Annotated in this window: 15 protein-coding genes and 1 riboswitch; of the genes, 5 read left to right on the plus strand and 10 right to left on the minus strand. The window is 70.9% G+C overall.

The genetic code is table 11. The features are described from left to right. Positions 1–26: 26 nt before the first annotated feature. Both ACFWHU_RS04255 and ACFWHU_RS04260 read right to left on the minus strand, forming a co-directional pair. Entirely contained in the window at positions 27–1,115 is a 1,089-nt protein-coding gene (locus ACFWHU_RS04255; RefSeq protein WP_387223809.1) for a hypothetical protein, read from the minus strand. Between the two features lie 39 nt (positions 1,116–1,154). Continuing rightward, on the minus strand, positions 1,155–2,117 hold the full coding sequence (locus ACFWHU_RS04260) for a helix-turn-helix domain-containing protein (RefSeq protein ID WP_385798188.1): 963 nt from the start codon (positions 2,115–2,117) through the stop codon (positions 1,155–1,157). Between the two features lie 429 nt (positions 2,118–2,546). Between ACFWHU_RS04260 and ACFWHU_RS04265 the strand changes: the two genes are divergently transcribed. The 3 genes from ACFWHU_RS04265 to ACFWHU_RS04275 are packed head-to-tail and all read left to right on the plus strand — an operon-like array spanning position 2,547 to position 5,460. Further along, complete coding sequence (locus tag ACFWHU_RS04265) at positions 2,547–3,692, plus strand: sensor histidine kinase (RefSeq protein WP_387223811.1); 1,146 nt, start codon at positions 2,547–2,549, stop codon at positions 3,690–3,692. After that, complete coding sequence (locus ACFWHU_RS04270) at positions 3,689–4,810, plus strand: hypothetical protein (RefSeq protein ID WP_387223813.1); 1,122 nt, start codon at positions 3,689–3,691, stop codon at positions 4,808–4,810. The genes ACFWHU_RS04265 and ACFWHU_RS04270 overlap by 4 nt, the downstream gene beginning before the upstream one ends. Next, positions 4,786–5,460 carry a response regulator gene (locus ACFWHU_RS04275; protein ID WP_387223815.1) on the plus strand — a complete coding sequence of 225 codons (675 nt, stop codon included), beginning with the start codon at positions 4,786–4,788 and terminating at the stop codon, positions 5,458–5,460. The genes ACFWHU_RS04270 and ACFWHU_RS04275 overlap by 25 nt, the downstream gene beginning before the upstream one ends. Before the next feature lie 16 nt (positions 5,461–5,476). Here the strand turns inward: ACFWHU_RS04275 and ACFWHU_RS04280 are convergent, their stop codons facing one another. From ACFWHU_RS04280 to ACFWHU_RS04295, 4 genes are all read right to left on the minus strand, one after another. Beyond that, positions 5,477–6,127: a thymidine kinase gene (locus tag ACFWHU_RS04280; protein ID WP_385798194.1), complete on the minus strand. Its 651-nt coding sequence runs from the start codon at positions 6,125–6,127 to the stop codon at positions 5,477–5,479. A gap of 103 nt (positions 6,128–6,230) precedes the next feature. Next, on the minus strand, positions 6,231–7,451 hold the full coding sequence (locus ACFWHU_RS04285; RefSeq protein ID WP_385798196.1) for an alkaline phosphatase family protein: 1,221 nt from the start codon (positions 7,449–7,451) through the stop codon (positions 6,231–6,233). Then, complete coding sequence (locus ACFWHU_RS04290) at positions 7,451–8,050, minus strand: DUF5998 family protein (RefSeq protein ID WP_078074670.1); 600 nt, start codon at positions 8,048–8,050, stop codon at positions 7,451–7,453. Before ACFWHU_RS04290 ends, ACFWHU_RS04285 begins: the two co-directional genes overlap by 1 nt. A gap of 143 nt (positions 8,051–8,193) precedes the next feature. After that, entirely contained in the window at positions 8,194–11,040 is a 2,847-nt protein-coding gene (locus ACFWHU_RS04295) for a GNAT family N-acetyltransferase (protein WP_387223818.1), read from the minus strand. A 151-nt stretch (positions 11,041–11,191) separates the two neighbouring features. Between ACFWHU_RS04295 and ACFWHU_RS04300 the strand changes: the two genes are divergently transcribed. Beyond that, entirely contained in the window at positions 11,192–11,473 is a 282-nt protein-coding gene (locus ACFWHU_RS04300; RefSeq protein ID WP_359993979.1) for an HPr family phosphocarrier protein, read from the plus strand. A 70-nt stretch (positions 11,474–11,543) separates the two neighbouring features. On the opposite strand, the gene ACFWHU_RS04305 is transcribed toward ACFWHU_RS04300, so the two are convergent. The 3 genes from ACFWHU_RS04305 to ACFWHU_RS04315 form a co-directional block, all read right to left on the minus strand. Beyond that, on the minus strand, positions 11,544–12,347 hold the full coding sequence (locus ACFWHU_RS04305) for a M23 family metallopeptidase (RefSeq protein ID WP_387223821.1): 804 nt from the start codon (positions 12,345–12,347) through the stop codon (positions 11,544–11,546). Between the two features lie 12 nt (positions 12,348–12,359). Beyond that, positions 12,360–12,526, minus strand: a riboswitch (cyclic di-AMP (ydaO/yuaA leader). Positions 12,527–12,744: 218 nt separating this feature from the next. Beyond that, positions 12,745–14,112, minus strand: a complete 1,368-nt coding sequence (locus ACFWHU_RS04310; protein WP_385798243.1) for a M16 family metallopeptidase — start codon at positions 14,110–14,112, stop codon at positions 12,745–12,747. A gap of 17 nt (positions 14,113–14,129) precedes the next feature. After that, the gene (locus ACFWHU_RS04315) at positions 14,130–15,494 is read right to left on the minus strand and encodes a M16 family metallopeptidase (RefSeq protein ID WP_385798203.1); all 1,365 of its coding nucleotides are present in this window, start codon (positions 15,492–15,494) and stop codon (positions 14,130–14,132) included. 292 nt (positions 15,495–15,786) lie between these two features. Between ACFWHU_RS04315 and ACFWHU_RS04320 the strand changes: the two genes are divergently transcribed. Next, entirely contained in the window at positions 15,787–18,237 is a 2,451-nt protein-coding gene (locus ACFWHU_RS04320) for a DNA topoisomerase (ATP-hydrolyzing) subunit A (RefSeq protein ID WP_387223823.1), read from the plus strand. A 16-nt stretch (positions 18,238–18,253) separates the two neighbouring features. Here ACFWHU_RS04320 and ACFWHU_RS04325 read toward each other — a convergent pair whose 3' ends face one another. Next, entirely contained in the window at positions 18,254–19,369 is a 1,116-nt protein-coding gene (locus ACFWHU_RS04325) for a CobW family GTP-binding protein (RefSeq protein WP_387223825.1), read from the minus strand. Positions 19,370–19,419: the final 50 nt, after the last annotated feature.

A 19,419-nucleotide genomic window follows, 5' to 3' on the forward strand; every position in this document is an offset into this window, starting at 1 on the left:
GGCCACGGAAATCTTCTGTTCGGCGGCTAACGGATTTCGGGGTTCCTGGCCCGGGAAAGGGCGGCCACCCTCATCTGCCGATAGGTCGCGAATTCATCGGGATAGTCGTCCAGCGTCTTTTTCCGGTACTCCCCTTCGAGAGAGCGCGCGATCGTCCCGAGTGATGTCTCGCGGGCACACTCGGCCTCGGCGACAGCCAATTTCACTTCGGCGCTCCGGACTTGGGACGTATTCATCCCCTTGGCCAGGGAGTCCCGTTTCTGGCGTATCTCGTCCGGGTTCTTGAAGGGGTTTCCGGACTGGTTCATGCATCGGGACCATGCCGCGACCGCGGTGACCAGGCGCGTGTCCCGGTGAATCCGCGGGACATACAGCGGAGTCAGCCCGGTCACGGTCTTCTCGGCGCGGAACCAGGTCGGATAGTCGCCGTAGAGCCGCTCCCGCGCCTCGGCGAAGCAGCCGTCCCGTGACGTCTGGACCGTGCCGCCGGCCGGCAGCTCGACGGAGATCTTGTCGTCGAAGTCGCCGTCGAGCGCGTGGGAGTAGCGGATGCGCTCCTTCTTGGGAAGCGCGTTGTAGTAGGTGGCGTTGGGGTCACTGCGCCGTGCCTCCTCGGCCGCGATCTCAAGAGGCCGGCCGTAGCCGTACCGGCGCGCCCAGTCGACGTCGTCCACCACGTACACCCCGACCTTGCGTTGCTCGACGGTCGCCACCGGCGCCGGCCAGTAGGGGTGTCCCTGGCGCTCCATGCACGTCTCGACAAGTTCTCCTTCCGCGCGGTCGATCTCGATCTCCTCCGCGACGGTCAGGTCTCTGCCCCGCTCACCCGCCACGCCTTTCTGTGTCCGTTCCGTGTCCTTCGAGTTGTCGCTCTCGACCACGCAGCCGGCCGCCAGACAGGCGATGAAAGCCACGGAAAGAAGGACGGAGGATTTTGCCTTCACTCGGACGCCCCCCTTCTGACGGTTCTCAGGATTTCTTTCGAACTTCGAACAGCACCCAAGGTTCTCCCCCTCGGGCGGCTCGGAATCGAAAGTTACGCGGAGGACAGGAGAAAGGCATGTCACGCGAACGCGTGACAACGCCGCCGGCCGGCACCGGCAGTGGAGCAGCACCGCTCGCGCGGGAGCCGCCGGCCACTGAGGGGGGCGTGCTCAGGCGCGGGGGTGGTGCTGGTCGCGCCACGCCCGGGGCGAGATTCCGTACGTCCGTTTGAACACCTTGCTGAAATGGGTCGCGTCCACGAAACCCCAGCGCCGCCCAATCGCCGCGATGGTCCGCAGCCGCCCGTTCGGGCCGGCCAACTCCCGCCTGCATTCGGCCAGACGGCGAGTACGGATCCAGTCTCCGAGGCTGATGCCCGACCGGGACAGCACCGCGTAGAGATGCCGTACGGAGATGTCGTGCGCGGCGGCAATCCGAGCCGCCGACAGATCCCGATCAGCCAGATGCTTCCGGATGTAGTGAGTGATCCGCAGGCTGAGCGTCGCCTCCAACGGCCCTTTGGCCAGGCCGGAGTTGCCGTGCTGGGTCGTCAGGAGGGCACGCAGGAGTTCGACGCTGGGTTCCACGACGGCGTCGGCGTGCACACCCTGGTGCAGTTCGTCGCTGACGGCCAGCTGGGAGAAGTAGGTGAAGGCGAGACGCGCGATGGGGTTTTCGGATCCCAGAGGGACCGCGCTGGTGTCCCGCAGCAACCGGTCGGGGAGCGCGAGTGCCGAGCGGGGGAAACGGATGAAGCGGTGGTCGACCCCCTCGTCGTAGAGAAGTGTGTAGGGAGCGATCGACTCGAAGACGGCGCAGTCTCCCGGCCCCAGCAGGCACTCGCGACCGTTCTGCACCACCATGCTGCTGCCCGCCATCTGAACACCCAGAGTGACGGCCGGCTCCTCGTCCTTCCGGGCGAGCCGCTCCGTGCGACGGAGGGTGACCGCGGTCGCCCGCGCCGAACAGACTCTGATCGGCCCCACGGCGCCGAGCCCTATACGAACGGAGATGTCCTCAGCCGGCGGGCCGTGGTCGATATCGACCGCCACCATGGATTCCCACACCGCGTTCCGGACCACTTCCTCCCGGTCCCGCGGCGCTATGAACGCGGTGTCCAGGACCGGGCTCATGAAGCAGGCCTTCGTCCGCCCCGGTCATGGAGCCGGCCTGTCAGTACCTCGGCCCGTTCCCCCACAAGGACCCCCTCCACACGCCCGGTACCCGACATCAGTCTGGCGGGATGGCCTCTTGTTGTGCAACGGCTTCGACGGGGACACGCAGGGCCCCTCGCCCGATGCGGCGGCGCGGAGTCGAAGCTGTGCACCATTGACAAAGCTCCCTGCACGGAAGACAAAGCCGGCAGCCCACGATGACCCTAAGGTCCATGGACGAGGCCGGGGAAAGGGGCGTCACACACCCGCGTCACGAGCCTTGACCAGGCCGTCCTCTGCCTGCGTCACGCCAGTTCAGACCGAGGATGGAAAAGGCTCACTGTGAGGAATGCAGTCGAATCCCTTGCTCTTGTCGGCGGAGGCGGGAACTCCTGTCCTGGAGGCGGCGTGCTGACGCAGGGGCCCGCCCAACTCCAGCTTCGGCACAAGTCCGCACGCCTGGCCGCTGTCCTGAGAGCGGTGAGTGCCGTCGGAGCAGCCGTGGTCGCCGTGGTCGGCTTCGCGCCGCCCGCCCGCTCGGTCTGGGTGGCCGTCGCGGTCGTCGGACTGCTTCTGTGGAGCGGCCTGTTCACCGTTCTGACCCTCAGGCCGGAACCTCGTCCCTGGCTCTACGCCGGTGACACCGGTGTCGTCGTGGTGCTCTGCCTGGCGCAGGGCAACCTGGTCCCGGCCGAGGTCCTGGGAGCGAGCACGGGCTCCGGATGGATCGACATGGTCGCCCGCACCGGCGTCCTCATCGCCCAGTTCATGCTTCGGCAGCCCATGGCGTTGGCCGCGGCGATCGCCATCGCGGCGGCTCACGCGGTGGGTGCCGGCACACGAGATGCCTCCGTCGTCCTGGTGCTCCAGGGGCTGCTCGCCGCCGCTGTCGTGGTCCTGCTGCGACGTGGAGCGCGTAGGGCGGATCTCACGCTCTCCGAGCAGGCGTCGGCGCTCGCGGCGGCGCGGGCCCGGTCCGCCGCCCGCACCGATGAGTTGGCGCAGCAGCGGCTGTTGCACGACACCGTGCTCGCCACGCTCACCATGGTGGGCACCGGCAGCATCACCCGTGACTCCGCCGCGCTGCGGGAACGGGCCGCGGCCGACCTGGCCGTCATCGAAGACCTGCGGGCGCACCCCGGTGCGGCACGCCTGGTGGCGCACGACCCCACACCGCTGGATGTCGCGCTGCGCACCGTCGTACTGACGCACCGCGTCGGCCTCCCGCCACTGGACATCGAGTTCGACGTGCCGCCGCTGGACCTGCCCCACGAGGTCGCGGAAGCCCTCTCCCAGGGAATCGCCGAGGCCCTGACCAACGTGGCCCGGCACGCGGACACTCGCACTGCCCGGGTCACGGCCAGACGCGTCGGGGAGGGCGTCGCCGTCGAAGTCCGCGACGACGGACGCGGGTTCGACCCTGCGACTGTTCCCTCCCACCGGCGTGGGCTGCGGGAATCGCTCTACGGCCGGATGAGTGCCGTGGGCGGCAGCGCCCGGGCGGCATCGTCCCCCGGCGCCGGTACTCGGGTCGTGCTGAGGTGGGAACCATGACCGCCGATGTCGTCAACGGTGTGGTCGCCACCCGTTTCGGCAAGGTTGTCGATATCGGGCTGGTCGCGATCGTCGGCGTCTGGCACCTGGGTCTGGACACCCTGCGGGTGCTCAGGGGTTGGCCTCTGTACGAGCCGCAGGCCGCCGCCGCGGGTGCCTGGCTGGCCCTCACGGTCATCCAGACGGCCGGTTCCGTCCTGCTGCTGCGTTCCGCACTCAGCGCGTACACCGCACGGATGCTCGCGGGAGCGGCGCTCCTCGCCGGCATCGTCGCCACCGCGGCGTACCCGCCGGGCGGGGCGATCAGCGACGTGAGTTGGGCGTGGAACACCGTGGGCTGGTTCGGCATGCTGCTTCTGATGCAGCGTCCGCTGTGGGAGCTGATCACCTTGCTCGGCGCCAACACGGCTGTCACGGTCGGCTTCCTGGCCGCCGACGGCGCGCTCGACCACGTCACCGTCTCCCGTCTGCTGGCCTCGGTGTATGTCACTGCCGGTGTCCAGCTGACCTTCGCGTACCTGGTACGGCAGCTCAACGACGCTGCGAGGGAGGCCACCGAGATCGCTACGGGACAGGCGGAGCACCTCGCCCGCGCCACCGCCGACGAAACCGTGCACGCCGAGCGCCGGCGCCGCTACGAGTACCTGCGCATCAGAGTGGAACCGCTGCTGCGTGGTCTGGCGGAACGTCGACTGGACCCGGGGGACACCGTCGTACGCCGGCGCGCCGCCGTGGAGGCGGCACGCCTGCGGAGACTGTTCGTGGAGACGGACGACACCCCGCACCCGCTCCTGCACGAACTGCGGGCCTGTGCCGATGTCGCCGAGCGGCGCGGCATACACGTGACCCTGCTGAGCTACGGCGACCTGCCCGACCTGCCGGCATCCGCCCGCCGGGAACTGGCTGAAGGAACCCTGCTGGTCCTGGCCACCGCCACCACCCGGGCGCGGGTGACCGTCGTGACCACGCCCGAGGAAGTCGCGGTGAGCGTGGTGGCCGACGCCCCACCGGAGACGCTCGCGAAATCGCCGGGCCCCCTCACCGTATCCGCCGTATACGAACAGGAGGAGAACCAGTTGTGGTGGGAAACCCGATGGCCCCTACCCCCGGCTCCCTGACCGTCGCCATCATCGACGACCACCCCGTCGTCATCGAAGGCATCCAGACCTGGCTGTCCGAGGAGCCGCGAATCTCCGTGGAGCACACCGGCGAAACCACCGATGTGGAGCCCGGCATCGCGGACGTCCTCATTCTCGATCTGAACCTGCACGGCAAACTCGCCGTCGACGACATCGCCATGTATGCCGCGGCGGGCCAACGGGTCGTCGCCTTCTCGCAGTTCACCGAGCAGCGGGTGGTTCTCGAATCACTGGAGGCCGGCGCATGCGAGTTCGTCGCGAAGAACGAAGGACGCGCCCACCTGGTGAACACGGTGCTCGCGGCGGCGGGAGACAGACCGTACATCACCCCGACGGCCGCCGGGGTCCTTGTAGGTGATCGCGGCGCGAACAGGCCCAAGCTGTCCTCGCAGGAACGTACCGCTCTGCTGTGGTGGTTCCAGTCCATGTCCAAGGCTTCGGTCGCCCGGCGCATGGGTGTGTCCGTTCACACCGTGGATGTGTACATCCGTCGGGCGAGAGTCAAGTACGCGCAGGTCGGCAGGACCGCACCGACAAAGGCGGACATGCTGGCTCGGGCGATCGAGGACGGCTTGGTGAAGCCCGACGACATCACGGGCTACGAGTCGGCGGCGGTCGGCGTGAGTTGACCCCGCGATCGCGCGGTCAGTCGTGGTTGACCGGGAGAACGTCCGGGGAGAGGGCGCTCGCATGGGCCGTGGCCGATGTCATGCGTCGGTGGTGGTGGCGTCGGCAGAGCACCTCGTAGCCGACCTCGTCCTGCGACCGGTGCACGTCGCCGACCACCACCTGCGCGCCCTCGACCACCATCTGCCCGCCGACCGTGCGGGCGTTGTGCGTGGCGCGCGCTCCGCACCAGCACAGCGCCTCGACCTGGAGAACCTCGACGCGGTCGGCGAGTTCGACCAGGCGCCGGGAGCCGGGGAAGAGTTCGGTGCGGAAGTCGGTGGTGATGCCGAACGCGAAGACGTCGAGGTCGAGGTCGTCCACGATCCGGGCGAGCTGGTCGATCTGACCGGGCGCGAGGAACTGGGCCTCGTCGGCGATGACGTAGTCGCAACGGCCGCCCTGCGAGAGGCGGTCGACTATGTACGCGTAGAAGTCGAAACCGTCCGCCGCCTCGACGGCGTCGGTGACCAGACCGAGCCGCGAGGACAGCTTGCCCTCGCCCGCGCGGTCGTCACGCGTGAAGATCATGCCCAACAGGCCGCGGGCGGAGCGGTTGTGCTCGATCTGAAGAGCCAGGGTGCTCTTTCCGCAGTCCATCGTTCCGGAGAAGAACACCAGCTCGGGCATGAGGAAGTGACGGCCTTTCAGGTACGGACGGGGCAGGCGGCGCGCGCCGGTGCGGGGGCGGTGTCCGGGGGCGGGTACGCCGGGGTACGACCGGGGCGGGCGGTTACGAGCGTACTTCGAGGAGCGGCACCAACTGCTCGACGGGGGTCATCGAGCCGTGCATCCCAACCATCTGGGACTCGCGCGGCTCGTTGACGGACGCGGTGATCACCACGTCGTCGTGCGCGGCGGCCACGACGTCGCCGATCCTGCCGTGGACCCGCTCCTCCACCGTGCCGGGCGGGCCGAACCAGCCCGCCGCGATGGCCTCGTCGCGGCTCGCGACCCAGAACTGTTCGCCGAGCACCTCACGCCAGACGGTGAGGACGTCCGCCTCGGCGCCCGGCACCGCGTAGACGTGCCGGGCCCGGCCCTCGCCGCCGAGGAGGGCGACACCGGCGCGCAGCTCCCAGTCCTCGTCGAAGTCGATGCGCGACTGTTCGTCGAAGGGGATGTCGATCATGCCGTGGTCGGCGGTGATGTACAGGGCGGACCGGGGCGGCAGTTGCTCGGCGAGACGCTGGGCGAGCCGGTCCACGTACATCAGCTGGCCGCGCCAGGCGTCGGAGTCCATGCCGAACTTGTGGCCCTTGCCGTCGACCTCGCTGTAGTACGTGTAGACCAGCGACCGGTCCCCCGCGGCCAGTTGGGCGGCGGCGAGGTCCATCCGCTCCTCGCCGGAGAGCCGGCCGTGGAAGGTGCCGCCGCTCAGGGCGACCTCGGTGAGCGGGGTGCGTTCGAAGGTCGGGGACGACACCTGCGCGGTGTGGATCCCGGCCGCGTCGGCGAGCCGGAAGATCGTGGGATACGGCTGCCAGACGTGCGGATCGGTCCACGGGCGCCAGCGGAGCTGGTTCATCAGCGCACCGGTGGCGGGGTCGCGCACCGTGTAGCCGGGCAGGCCGTGGGCGCCCGGCGGCAGGCCCGTACCCACGGAGGCGAGGGACGTCGCGGTGGTGGCGGGGAAGCCGACGGTGATCGGCCGGCCGGTGCCACCGCGCGAACTGCCCAGCAGCGACGTCAGATACGGCGCCTCGTCGGGGTGGTCCTTGATCTGCTGCCAGCCGAGGCCGTCGATCAGGAAGACGCAGTTTCGGTCGGCCGGGGTGAGTTCGGGGATGACCGCGGCGGGGGCGCCGGGGACGGCGCCCGGGAGGGGAACGCCCTGGCCGGCGACGAGCGTGGGCAGCAGGTCGGCGAGCGAGCCGCCGCCGTACTCGGGGACGGGCGCGGTGTTCAGTGCGAGGGGGACCGGGTCCTGCCAGGCGGTGGACGGGGCGGCCATCAACGGCCGGTCGACGACGGGGCGGCCGCGGTGGCTTCGGAGAGCGACTGGGCGAAGACGAGCGTCTGCCGTACGGTGTCGGGCCCGTCACCGGCCTCGCTGACGCGCAGGCTCAGGTCGTCGGCGGTGGAGTTGCCCGTGTAGCCGTGGTCCGCCTCGCAGTTGGGGTCGCCGCAGGCGGCGGGCTCCAGATCGATCCGGGCGACGGCGCCCCAGCCGATGGTGAGGACGACCTCGCGGGGCAGGGTGCCGGGGGTGTACGACTCGGGGTTCGCGACGACGCGGCTGACCACGACGGACGAGATCCGGTCCAGCTTGACCGACTCGGTCGAGGTGGTGGCGTACGGGGTCGGCGAACTGGTGTCGGCGGCCTGCTCGTCGGTGTGGCTGACGATGAAGCGGTGGGCCGTGAGGACGAGGACGGTGACATGCCGGCGGACCTCGTTGGAGTCGAAGGTCGTCTCCTGGTGCACCAGATACGACGCGATCGGCTCGCCGCCGACAGCGGCCTCGACCGCCTCGGCCACGAGAGCCGGGTAGTAGCCACTGCGCTCGATCGCCGTGCGCAGCCCCTGGGTCGTCGTACCGGTCTTCGCCATGTCCCCATCCTACGGTGGCGGGATGTATGGCCCGCACCGCGCGAGTCCGCCGGGTCCGGCCGGCGACCGGTTCGCCCTCAATCGCCGGGCGGTCTTATGAAGCCCGCCCGGCGATTGAGGGCAGGCCCGGTGGAGGGCGGGTTCTAGTAGCTCGGCAGGCGGCGGGGGCCGAGGTCGTCGCGAGACGGGGGTGGGGCGAGGCGGACGCTCGCGCCGAGCACCGAGAGGCCCTGCGTGGCGACCACCACCGGTTCCAGCGCGACGGACACGATCTCCGGGTGGTCGTCGACGAGCCGGGACACCCGCAGCAGCAGTTCTTCGAGGGCGGCGGTGTCGACGGGCGCGGAGCCGCGCCAGCCGAAGAGGAGCGGCGCCGTGCGGATGGACCGGAGCAGTTCCGCGGCTTCACGGTCGGTGACGGGGACGAGCCGGTGCGCCACGTCCCCCAGCAGCTCGGAGGCCACCCCGGCCAGCCCGAAGGAGAGCACGGCGCCGGCGGCCGGGTCGATGACGGCGCGCACGACGGTGTCCACCCCGCGCGGTGCCATCGCCTGGACGACGGGCCGCAGCTCGGCGGGCTCGCCGAGCAGCTCGGTGAGTTCGCGGTACGCCGCCCGCAGCCGCTCCTCGTCGGCGAGATCGAGCCGTACGCCTCCGAGGTCGGCCCGGTGGCGCAGATGCGGCGCGGTGGTCTTGAGCGCGACGGGATATCCGAGCCGCGCGGCGGCCTCGACGGCGTCGTCGGGTCCGGACGCCGGGAGGGTGGGCCGTACGGCGATCCCGTACCGCGCGAGCAGTTCCCGGGTGTCGTCGTCCCCCAGGCTCATCCCGTGCGGGTCGGCGGGCACGTCGCCGAGCACCCGGTCGATGAGCCCGGCGGCTCCGCTCTCGTCGATGTCTTCGTACTCGGGCACCTTGCCGGGCTCCGCGGCCTGCCGCCGCCACTGCGCGTACGTGACGGCCTGGCCGAGCGCGCGCACGGCGCGCTCGGCGGCGGGGTAGGCGGGGATCCGCCGGGGGGCGGTGCCGGGCTCTTGGGGCGGTACGGGAGCGGCGCCGGCCGGCTCGGGCGCGGGCGGCGGGGTGTCCGGCGTGGCGCCCGCTCCCGGCACCGGTCCAGACCGGGGCGCCGTCGTCGAGGCCGCCGAGAGGGCCTTCGCGAGACCGCCGATCTCCACGTGGACCACCGCCACCGGCTTCGCCGGCGCCGTCGAGGCCGCCTCACGGAGCGCGGTCGCCAGCACCTCGCCGTCGCCCGACTCCATCGCGCCGTTCTCACCGACCCAGGGGATCGCCGTGACGACGACCGCGTCGCAGCCCGGGTCAGCCAGCGCCGCGGCCAGCGCCGTACGGAAGTCCTCGGGGCGGGCGGCTGTCGTGAGGTCGGTCGGTGGGAGCGGGCGCAGACCTTCGGTCAGGCACGCGTCGTACGTAAGGAGGCCCAGCGATTCGGAGTTGCCGAGGATCGCCACACGGGGGCCGGCCGGCAGGGGCTGGTTCGCGAGCAGGAGACCCGCGTCCACCAGTTCCGTGACGGTGTCCACGCGGATCACGCCCGCCTGGCTGAGCAGCGCCGAGACCGTCGCGTCCGGGATACCGGTGACCGGCACCGCGTGCCCCGGCGGCGCGCTGCCGCTGTGCCGTGCGCCCTTGGCGACGACGACCGGTTTCGCCGCCCCGGTACGCCGGGCGAGCCGGGTGAACTTCCGCGGGTTGCCGATCGATTCGAGGTAGAGCAGCACGACGTCGGTGTCCGGGTCGTCGTGCCAGTACTGGAGGAAGTCGTTGCCCGAGACGTCCGCGCGGTTGCCCGCCGAGATGAAGGTGGACACGCCCGCGCCGCGCCGGACCAGCCCGGCGAGGAGCGCGATGCCGATCGCGCCCGACTGGGTGAAGAGACCGATCCGTCCCCGGCCGGGCGTCTCGGGCGCGAGCGACGCGTTCAGCCGGACGGGCGGTCCGGTGTTGATGACGCCGAACGCGTTGGGTCCGATGACGCGCATCCCGTACGAACGTGCCTGCCGCACCAGTTCGCGCTGGCGCTCCCGCCCGGCCGGCCCGCTCTCCGCGTATCCGGCGGAGAGAACGACCAGGCCCTGGACACCGTGTTCGCCGCAGTCGGCGACGACTTCGGGCACCCGCTCGGCGGGGACGGCGACGATCGCGAGGTCGACGGGCTCCTCGATCTCCGCGAGGGAGCGCACGGCCGGGACGCCGTCGATCTCGGTGAGTTCCGGGGGCAGGGCCACGTTCACCGCGTACGTACGCCCCGTGAAACCCCCGTCGAGGAGGTTGCGCAGTACGGCCCGTCCGACGCCGCCCGCCGTGCGTCCGGCGCCGACGACGGCCACCGACGACGGGCCTAGCAGCCTCTGTACGGAGCGTGCCTCGGCGCGCTGCTCGCGGCCGCGCTGGACGGCGAGGGACTCGGCGGTCGGTTCGAGGTCGAGGACCAGGCGGACGGCGCCGTCCTCGAAGTTGCGTTTCTGGGTGAACCCGGCGTCCCGGAACACCTTGATCATCTTGTTGTTGGCGGGCAGCACCTCCGCCGCGAAGCGCCTGATCCCGCGCTCGCGGGCCACCGCCGCGATGTGTTCGAGGAGCGCGGAGGCGATCCCGCGCCCCTGGTGCGCGTCCTGGACGAGGAAGGCGACCTCGGCCTCGTCGGCGGGCGCGGAGGCGGGCATGCCCTGTGCGTCGATCCGGTCGTAGCGGACGGTGGCGACGAACTCGCCACCGACGGTCACGGCGAGTCCCACCCGGTCCACGTAGTCGTGGTGGGTGAAGCGGTACACGTCCTTGTCGGAGAGCCGGGGATAGGGCGCGAAGAAGCGGTAGTACTTCGACTCGTCGGAGACCTGCTCGTAGAAGCTGACCAACCGCTCGGCGTCGTCGGTGGTGATGGGCCTCACGCGCGCGGTGCCTCCGTCGCGCAGGACCACGTCTGCTTCCCAGTGATCGGGGTAGGCGTGCTGTGACGGCGTCGTCATGGGATGAGCCTACGGCGCGCACACGGGTAGCGGCGGGTCCCCGGCCGGGGCAGGCTGGGGTCTCTCGTGGACCCAGGGGTGCCTCGCCGGTCCCTCCGGGGCCTCGTGGCACACTGGTCTAGACAACAACTGTGACTTGAAGGGCAACACCATGGCTGAGCGCCGCGTCAAAGTCGGCTGGGCCGAGGGCCTGCACGCCCGTCCCGCCTCCATCTTCGTCCGTGCCGCCACGGCCTCCGGCGTGCCGGTGACGATCGCCAAGGCCGACGGCAATCCGGTCAACGCGGCGTCGATGCTCGCCGTGCTGGGACTGGGCGCGCAGGGCGGCGACGAGATCGTCCTGACCTCCGACGTGGACGGCGCGGACGTCGCGCTCGACCGGCTGGCCAAGCTGGTCGCCGAGGGTCTGGACGAGCTTCCCGAGACCGTCTGACCCCGCTCACGCACGACACGAGGAAGGCCCCGGCAGGACGCCGGGGCCTTCGTCGTTGGTGGGTACCGGCTCAGACGCCGACGCCGTGCGCGCGCAGATACGCGACCGGGTCGATGTCGGAGCCGTACTCCTCGCTCGTCCGGGCCTCGAAGTGCAGGTGCGGTCCGGTGGAGTTGCCGGTCGAGCCCGAGAGGCCGATCGACGTGCCCGGCGCGACGCTCTGGCCGACGCTGACGCCGACCGCGGAGAGGTGTCCGTACTGGGTGTACGTGCCGTCGTTCATACGGATGACGACGTTGTTGCCGTAGGCGCCGCCCCAGCCGGCCTCGACGACGGTGCCCGCGCCGACGGCCACGACCGAAGTGCCCGACGCGGCGCGGAAGTCGACGCCGCTGTGGCTGCCGGAGGACCAGAGCGCGCCTCCGGTCCGGTAGCCGGTGGTGACGGAGGAGCCGGCGACCGGGAGCCGGTAGGCGTTCAGGCGCTCGCGCTCGGCGGCGCGCGCCGCGCGCTCCTTGGCCTCGCGGACCTCCTTGGCGCGGGCCTGCGCCTTGCGCTTCGCCTCGGCCTCGGCGCGGGCGGCGGCCTTCGCCTCCGCCTTCGCTTTCGCGGCCTTCTGGGCGGCCAGGCGCTGCGCGTCGGCCTGGGCGTCGATCTTCGCGGCGAGCGAGTCGTCGATGACGATGGCGCGGACCGGGGCGGCGGGGGCGGCCTCCTGGGCGAGGGACGCGCCCGCTTCGGCGGCGAGCGCCGGGGAGGCGAGGGTGCCGATGACACCGGTCGCGGTGAGAGTGGCGACTCCGGCGATGTTCGCGCTCCGGCGCGTCATTCGGCCCGGGGCACGGTGCTTCCCGGTGGCACGGGTGAACGCCATGAAGTGGCTGGTCCTTTCCTTCCTTCTCGCCTACCGGGTTAGCTGACGGGTTCGGAGCAGGAAGGTCTCCTACGGGCTCCTCCGCGGATCACGCGAAGGCCCCCGATTCACCCCAGGGACTTGAATGGGTCCCCGGCTCCCCAGGCTCGCGCCTGACGGGGACTCGGCGATGGCTGTCCGGTGCCGCGGATGCGGCGGGCTCTGGCGGACAGCCGGACCGACGCTAAAGGGGTCATCTTTCAATCACCAAACAGACAGGCCCTTTTGTAGCGCACGCCACAGGGCATTCAGGCAACCTCCTTATGAATGCGGACATAGCGGGAAACCCCGGCGACTGGTTCGTCACCGGGGTTCCGTTTGTGCGTATTGAGCCGTGTGGTTCGTGCGCCGGTCGGCCTCAGCCGGTGACGACCTTCACCTCACCGATACCCAGGGCCTCGATCGGCTCCCGGATCACCGAGGCGTCCCCGACGAGCACCGTGACCAGCCGGTCGCCCGGGAAGGCGCTGACGACGGCGGCCGTCGCCTCGACCGTGCCGGTCTCGGCCAGGCGCGCGTAGAGCCGCCCCTGGAAGTCGTCCGGGAGGTGCTGCTCGACCTGGTCGGCGAGCGTGTCGGCGACGGAGGCGGCCGTCTCGTACTTCAGCGGCGCGACTCCGACCAGATTCTGCACGGCCGTCTCGCGCTCGGCGTCCGTCAGCCCTTCGGCCGCGAGCGTACGCAGCACCTTCCACAGATCGTCCAGCGCGGGGCCGGTCGACTCGGTGTCCACGGAGCCGCTGATGGCGAGCATGGAGGCGCCCGTGCCCTGCGGGTCCGAGCGCAGCACCTGCGCGAAGGCCCGCACGCCGTACGTGTAGCCCTTCTCCTCGCGCAGCACCCGGTCGAGCCGGGAGGTGAGCGTGCCACCGAGGCAGTACGTGCCGAGCACCTGGGCCGGCCAGACGCGGTCGTGCCGGTCGGGGCCGACCCGGCCGATCAGCAGCTGGGTCTGGACGGCTCCGGGCCGGTCCACGATCACCACGCGGCCGGTGTCGTCGGCGGTCACCGGCGGCACGGGGCGCGGCTCGGAGGTGTCGCCCGTCCAGTCGCCGAGGGTCTCGGCGAGCAGCGCGTCGACGTCGACGCCGGTCAGGTCACCGACGATCACCGCGGTGGCGGTGGCGGGGCGGACGTGCGCGTCGTAGAAGGCGCGGACACCCTTGGCGTCGATGCGCCCGACGGTCTCCTCGGTGCCCTGGCGCGGGCGCGACATGCGCGAGGTGGCCGGGAACAGCTCCTTGGAGAGCTGCTTCGCCGCGCGGCGGGCCGGGTTGGCCTGCTCGTGCGGGATCTCGTCGAGCCGGTTGGTGACGAGCCGGCCGACCTCGCTCTCGGAGAACAGGGGCGCGCGCAGGGCGTCGGCGAGCAGACCGAGCGCCTTGGGCAGCCGGGAGACCGGGACCTCCAGGGAGACCCGGACGCCGGGATGGTCGGCGTGCGCGTCGAGCGTGGCGCCGCAGCGCTCCAGCTCGGCGGCGAACTCCTCGGCCGTGTGCTTGTCGGTGCCCTCGGACAGCGCGCGGGCCATGATCGTGGCGATGCCGTCCAGGCCCTCGGGCTCGGCCTCCAGCGGGGCGGCGAGGGAGATCTCGACGGCCACCACCTGCTGGCCGGGGCGGTGACAGCGCAGCACCGTCAGGCCGTTGGGCAGGGCGCCGCGCTCGGGCGCGGGGAACGCCCAGGGCCTGGCCTCTCCGGCGGTCGGCTGCGGGTGGAACTCCATGGTCACGGCAGCGTCGGTCACTGGTCCGCCCCCTCGTGCTCGTCGGTGTCGGCAGCCGCGTCGTCGGCGTCGTCGTCAGGGGAGGTGGGCTCGTAGACCAGCACCGCCCTGTTGTCGGGGCGCAGCCGCGCCTCGGCGACGGCGCGCACCTCTTCGGCCGTGACGTCCAGCACCCGCTGGACGGCGGTCAGCGCCAGCTGCGGGTCGCCGAACAGCACCGCGTACCTGCACAGTTCGTCCGCGCGGCCCGCGACCGTACCGAGCCGGTCGAGCCACTCGCGCTCCAACTGGGCCTGGGCGCGCTCCATTTCCTCGGCCGTGGGGCCTTCGGCCGCGAACCGGGCCAGCTCCTCGTCGACCGCGGCCTCGATCTGCGGGACCTCGACGCCGCCGGACGTCTTCACGTCCAGCCAGCCGAGCGAGGGCGCGCCGGCCAGCCGCAGCAGTCCGAATCCGGCGGCGACGGCCGTACGGTCGCGGCGCACCAGGCGGTTGTGCAGCCGGGAGGACTCGCCGCCGCCGAGGACGGTGAGCGCCAGGTCGGCGGCGTCGGACTCGCGGGTGCCGTCCTGCGGCAGCCGGTAGGCGGCCATCAGCGCGCGCGCCGGGACCTCCTCGTGGATCTCCTCGCGCAGCTGCTCGCCGATGATGTCGGGCAGGGAGCCGTCGCGCGGCGGCTGCTTGCCGTCGTGGCCGGGGATCGAGCCGAAGTACTTCTCCACCCAGGCGAGGGTCTGCTCGGGGTCGATGTCGCCGACGACCGAGAGCACCGCGTTGTTCGGCGCGTAGTACGTACGGAAGAACTGCCGCGCGTCTTCGAGGGTCGCCGCGTCCAGGTCGGCCATCGAGCCGATCGGCGTGTGGTGGTAGGGGTGGCCCTCGGGGTAGGAGAGCGCGGTCAGGCGCTCGAAGGCGGTGCCGTAGGGCACGTTGTCGTAACGCTGGCGGCGTTCGTTCTTCACGACGTCGCGCTGGTTCTCCATCCCCTCGTCGTCGAGGGAGGAGAGCAGCGAGCCCATGCGGTCGGCCTCCAGCCAGAGGGCGAGCTCCAGCTGGTGGGTGGGCATGGTCTCGAAGTAGTTGGTGCGCTCGAAGCTGGTGGTGCCGTTGAGCGAGCCGCCGGCGCCCTGCACCAGCTCGAAGTGACCGTTGCCCTTGACCTGCTCGGAGCCCTGGAACATCAGGTGCTCGAAGAGGTGGGCGAGGCCCGTACGGCCCTTGACCTCGTGGCGCGAACCGACGTCGTACCAGAGGCAGACCGCGGCGACCGGGGTCAGGTGGTCCTCGGAGAGCACCACGCGCAGTCCGTTGGCGAGCCGGTGCTCGGTCGCTGTCAGGCCGCCGGAGCCGGCCTGCGCTGTGGCCGTGTGACCCATGGGCATGTACGTCCCTTCGATCGCGATATAAGAAGTCCTGCCACTGTATGCAAGCGCGCCGACGCGTGGCGAAGTTTCCGTGTCGCGCGAAGGGGCGTGGACGCGCAGTCCGCCAGACGTCGGCCCGGCGATGTGGCGCCGGAAACGGGCGCCCCGGGCGGTTCAACGACGGGTCGAGGTCGGCGTTGTCAGTCGGGCGGGCCACAATGGTCCGCGTCAGTTCCTCAAGTTGTCCGCCCAGAGTCCCTGAAGTTGCCCGCCCAGACCCGCACAGACCTGTGAAGGAGCCGCAGCAGCGATGGCCCGCCGCAGCACGAAGACCCCGCCGCCGGAGGACTTCGAGGAGAAGATCCTCGACATCGACGTGGTCGATGAAATGCAGGGCTCCTTCCTTGAGTACGCGTACTCGGTGATCTACTCCCGCGCCCTGCCCGACGCCCGCGACGGCATGAAGCCGGTGCACCGCCGCATCGTCTACCAGATGAACGAGATGGGCCTGCGCCCCGACCGCGGCTATGTGAAGTGCGCCCGCGTCGTCGGTGAGGTGATGGGTAAATTGCACCCGCACGGGGACGCGTCGATCTACGACGCCCTCGTCCGGATGGCACAGCCGTTCTCGATGCGGCTGCCGCTCGTCGACGGGCACGGCAACTTCGGCTCCCTCGGCAACGACGACCCGCCGGCCGCCATGCGGTACACGGAGTGCCGGATGGCTGACGCCACGTCACTGATGACGGAGTCGATCGACGAGGACACAGTCGATTTCCAGTCGAATTACGACGGCCAGGAGCAGGAACCGGTCACGCTGCCCGCCGCGTATCCGAATCTGCTGGTCAACGGCGCCTCCGGGATCGCCGTCGGTATGGCGACGAACATGGCGCCGCACAACCTCGGAGAGGTCATCGCCGCCGCGCGGCACCTGATCAAGCACCCGGGTGCCGACCTGGAAACGCTGATGCGGTACGTGCCGGGTCCCGACCTGCCCACCGGTGGCCGGATCGTGGGCCTCCAGGGCATCAAGGACGCTTACGAGAACGGGCGCGGGACGTTCAAGATCCGCGCGACGGTCACCGTGGAGGACGTCACCCCGCGCCGCAAGGGCCTCGTCGTCACCGAACTGCCCTTCACCGTCGGCCCGGAGAAGGTGATCGCCAAGATCAAGGACCTGGTGTCGGCGAAGAAGCTCATGGGCATCGCCGACGTCAAGGACCTCACGGACCGGATGCACGGGCTGCGTCTGGTCATCGAGATCAAGAACGGTTTCATCCCCGAGGCGGTGCTGGAGCAGCTCTACAAGCTGACGCCGATGGAGGAGACCTTCGGCATCAACAACGTGGCGCTGGTGGACGGCCAGCCGCTGACGCTGGGGCTCAAGGAGCTGCTGGAGGTCTATCTCGACCACCGGTTCACGGTGGTGCGCAGGCGCAGCGAGTTCCGCAGGACCAAGCGGCGCGACCGGCTGCATCTGGTCGAGGGTCTGCTCGTCGCGCTGATCGACATCGACGAGGTCATCCGCCTCATCCGGTCGAGCGACAACTCGGCGCAGGCCAAGGAGCGGTTGGTCGAGCGCTTCTCGCTGAGCGACATCCAGACGCAGTACATCCTGGACACGCCGCTGCGCCGGCTCACCCGGTTCGACCGGATCGAGCTGGAGAGCGAGCGCGACCGGCTCAACGGCGAGATCGACGAGCTGACCGGCATCCTGGAGTCGGACGGCGAGCTGCGCAAGCTCGTCTCCGGCGAACTGGCCACGGTGGCGAAGAAGTTCGGCACCGACCGGCGCACGGTGCTGCTGGAGTCGGGAAGTTCGCCGGTCGCCGCGGTACCGCTGGAGGTGGCCGACGACCCGTGCCGGGTGCTGATGTCCTCCACCGGGCTGCTGGCGCGTACGGCCAACGGCGGACCGCTGGGCAGCAGCGACGGCAAGCGGGTGAAGCACGACGTGATCGTCTCGGCCGTGCCGGCGACGGCGCGTGGCGAGGTCGGAGCCGTCACCTCGACCGGACGGCTGCTGCGGATCTCCGTCATCGATCTGCCGCAACTGCCCGACACCGCATCGGCGCCGAATCTGTCGGGCGGGGCGCCGCTCGCGGAGTTCCTGACGCTGGAGCCCGACGAGGACCTGGTCTGTCTGACGACGCTGGACGAGTCCTCGCCCGGCCTGGCGCTGGGCACGCTCCAGGGTGTGGTCAAACGGGTCGTGCCCGACTATCCGTCCAACAAGGACGAGTTGGAGGTCATCAGCCTCAAGGAGGGTGACCGGGTGGTGGGCGCGGCCGAGCTGCGTACGGGCGAGGAGGATCTGGTCTTCATCACCTCCGACGCCCAACTGCTGCGCTACCAGGCGTCGCAGGTCCGCCCGCAGGGCAGGCCCGCGGGGGGCATGGCCGGTATCAAGCTGACCGAGGGCGCGTCGGTGATCTCCTTCACCGCGGTCGACCCGGCGGGCGACGGGGTCGTCTACACGGTCGCGGGCTCGCACGGCACGCTGGACGACTCGGAGACGACGGCGAAGCTCACGCCGTTCGACCAGTATCCGCGCAAGGGGCGGGCCACCGGCGGCGTGCGCTGCCAGCGCTTCCTCAAGGGCGAGGACCTGCTGATCTTCGCCTGGGCGGGCGCGGCCCCGGCGCGGGCCGCGCAGAAGAACGGCTCACCGGCCACGCTGCCGGAGCCCGACCCGCGCAGGGACGGTTCGGGGACGCCGCCCCCGTCGGTCGTGGCCGTCCTGGCGGGCCCGGCGAGCTGACGAAGGCGTTCGGTGATCAGACCGGGTCGGCGGCCTCTTCGGCCGCCGGTCCGGACCGTACGTAACGCAGGACGCCCCACATGGCGGCCTCGTCGGTGATGTCGCTGTCGGCGCCGGTGACGGCGCACACCCGCAGCTCCTTCTCCAGGGCGTCGCGGTCGATCCCGGAGCCGATGAGCACGAGCTGCGTACGGCGCTCGGCGCCCCGTGGCCAGGGCTCCGGGTAGAAGCGCAGGAAGCGCCCGACGGCGTGTACGGCGTACCGGTTGTCCGGGTCGGCCGCGCCGAAGTCCACGAAGCCCTTGAGGCGGTAGAGCCCTTCCGGCCGCGAGTCGAGGAAGGCCATGAGCCGGCGCGGGTCCATGGCGGCCGGTTCGTCGAAGGACAGGCTCTCGTAGCCGGTGTGCGGATGGTGCGCGTGCCCGTGGTCCTCGTCCTGCCCGTGGTCCTCGTCCTGCCCGTGGTCCTCGTCGGCGCGCAGGTCCTCGAAGGAGAGCTGGCGGACCTTGTCGTCGGCCGGGCGTGCGGCGGGGTCGAAGAGCAGGCCGGGGTCGATCCTCCCGTACGACGCGGAGACCACCGCCGCGTCCGGACCCAGCTCCGCAATCACGCCGAGGACGCGCTCGTGTTCGGCCGGTGTCACGCGGTCGGTCTTGTTCAGGACGACCAGGTCGGCGATGGCGAGATGGCGGTCGGTCTCGGGGTGCCGCTCGCGGGTGGCGTCGAACTCGGCCGCGTCCACGACCTCGACGAGCCCTCCGTACACGGTGCTGGGATTGTCGCCCGCGAGGATCATGCGGACGAGTTCCTGCGGCTCGGCGAGGCCGCTCGCCTCGACGACGATGATGTCGATCCGCGCGGCGGGGCGGGACAGCCGCTCCAGATAGCCGTCCAGTTCGCTCGCGTCCACCGCGCAGCACAGACAGCCGTTGCCGAGTGAGACCGTGGAGCCGACCTGGCCGGCGACGGTCATGGCGTCGATCTCGACGGCCCCGAAGTCGTTGACGATCACGGCGACGCGGTTGCCGGCGCGGCGGCGCAGCAGGTGGTTGAGCAGGGTCGTCTTGCCCGAGCCGAGGAAGCCCGCGAGGACGACCACGGGGATCTGTCTGCCGGCCGTGCTCGGATCCAAGACCGCGCTCCGTCTTCTTGAGGAGGTCGGGCAGAGCCGTACGCCTGCCC

The sequence above is a fragment of the Streptomyces sp. NPDC060366 genome (assembly GCF_042725135.1).
Classification (GTDB): Bacteria; Actinomycetota; Actinomycetes; order Streptomycetales; family Streptomycetaceae; genus Streptomyces.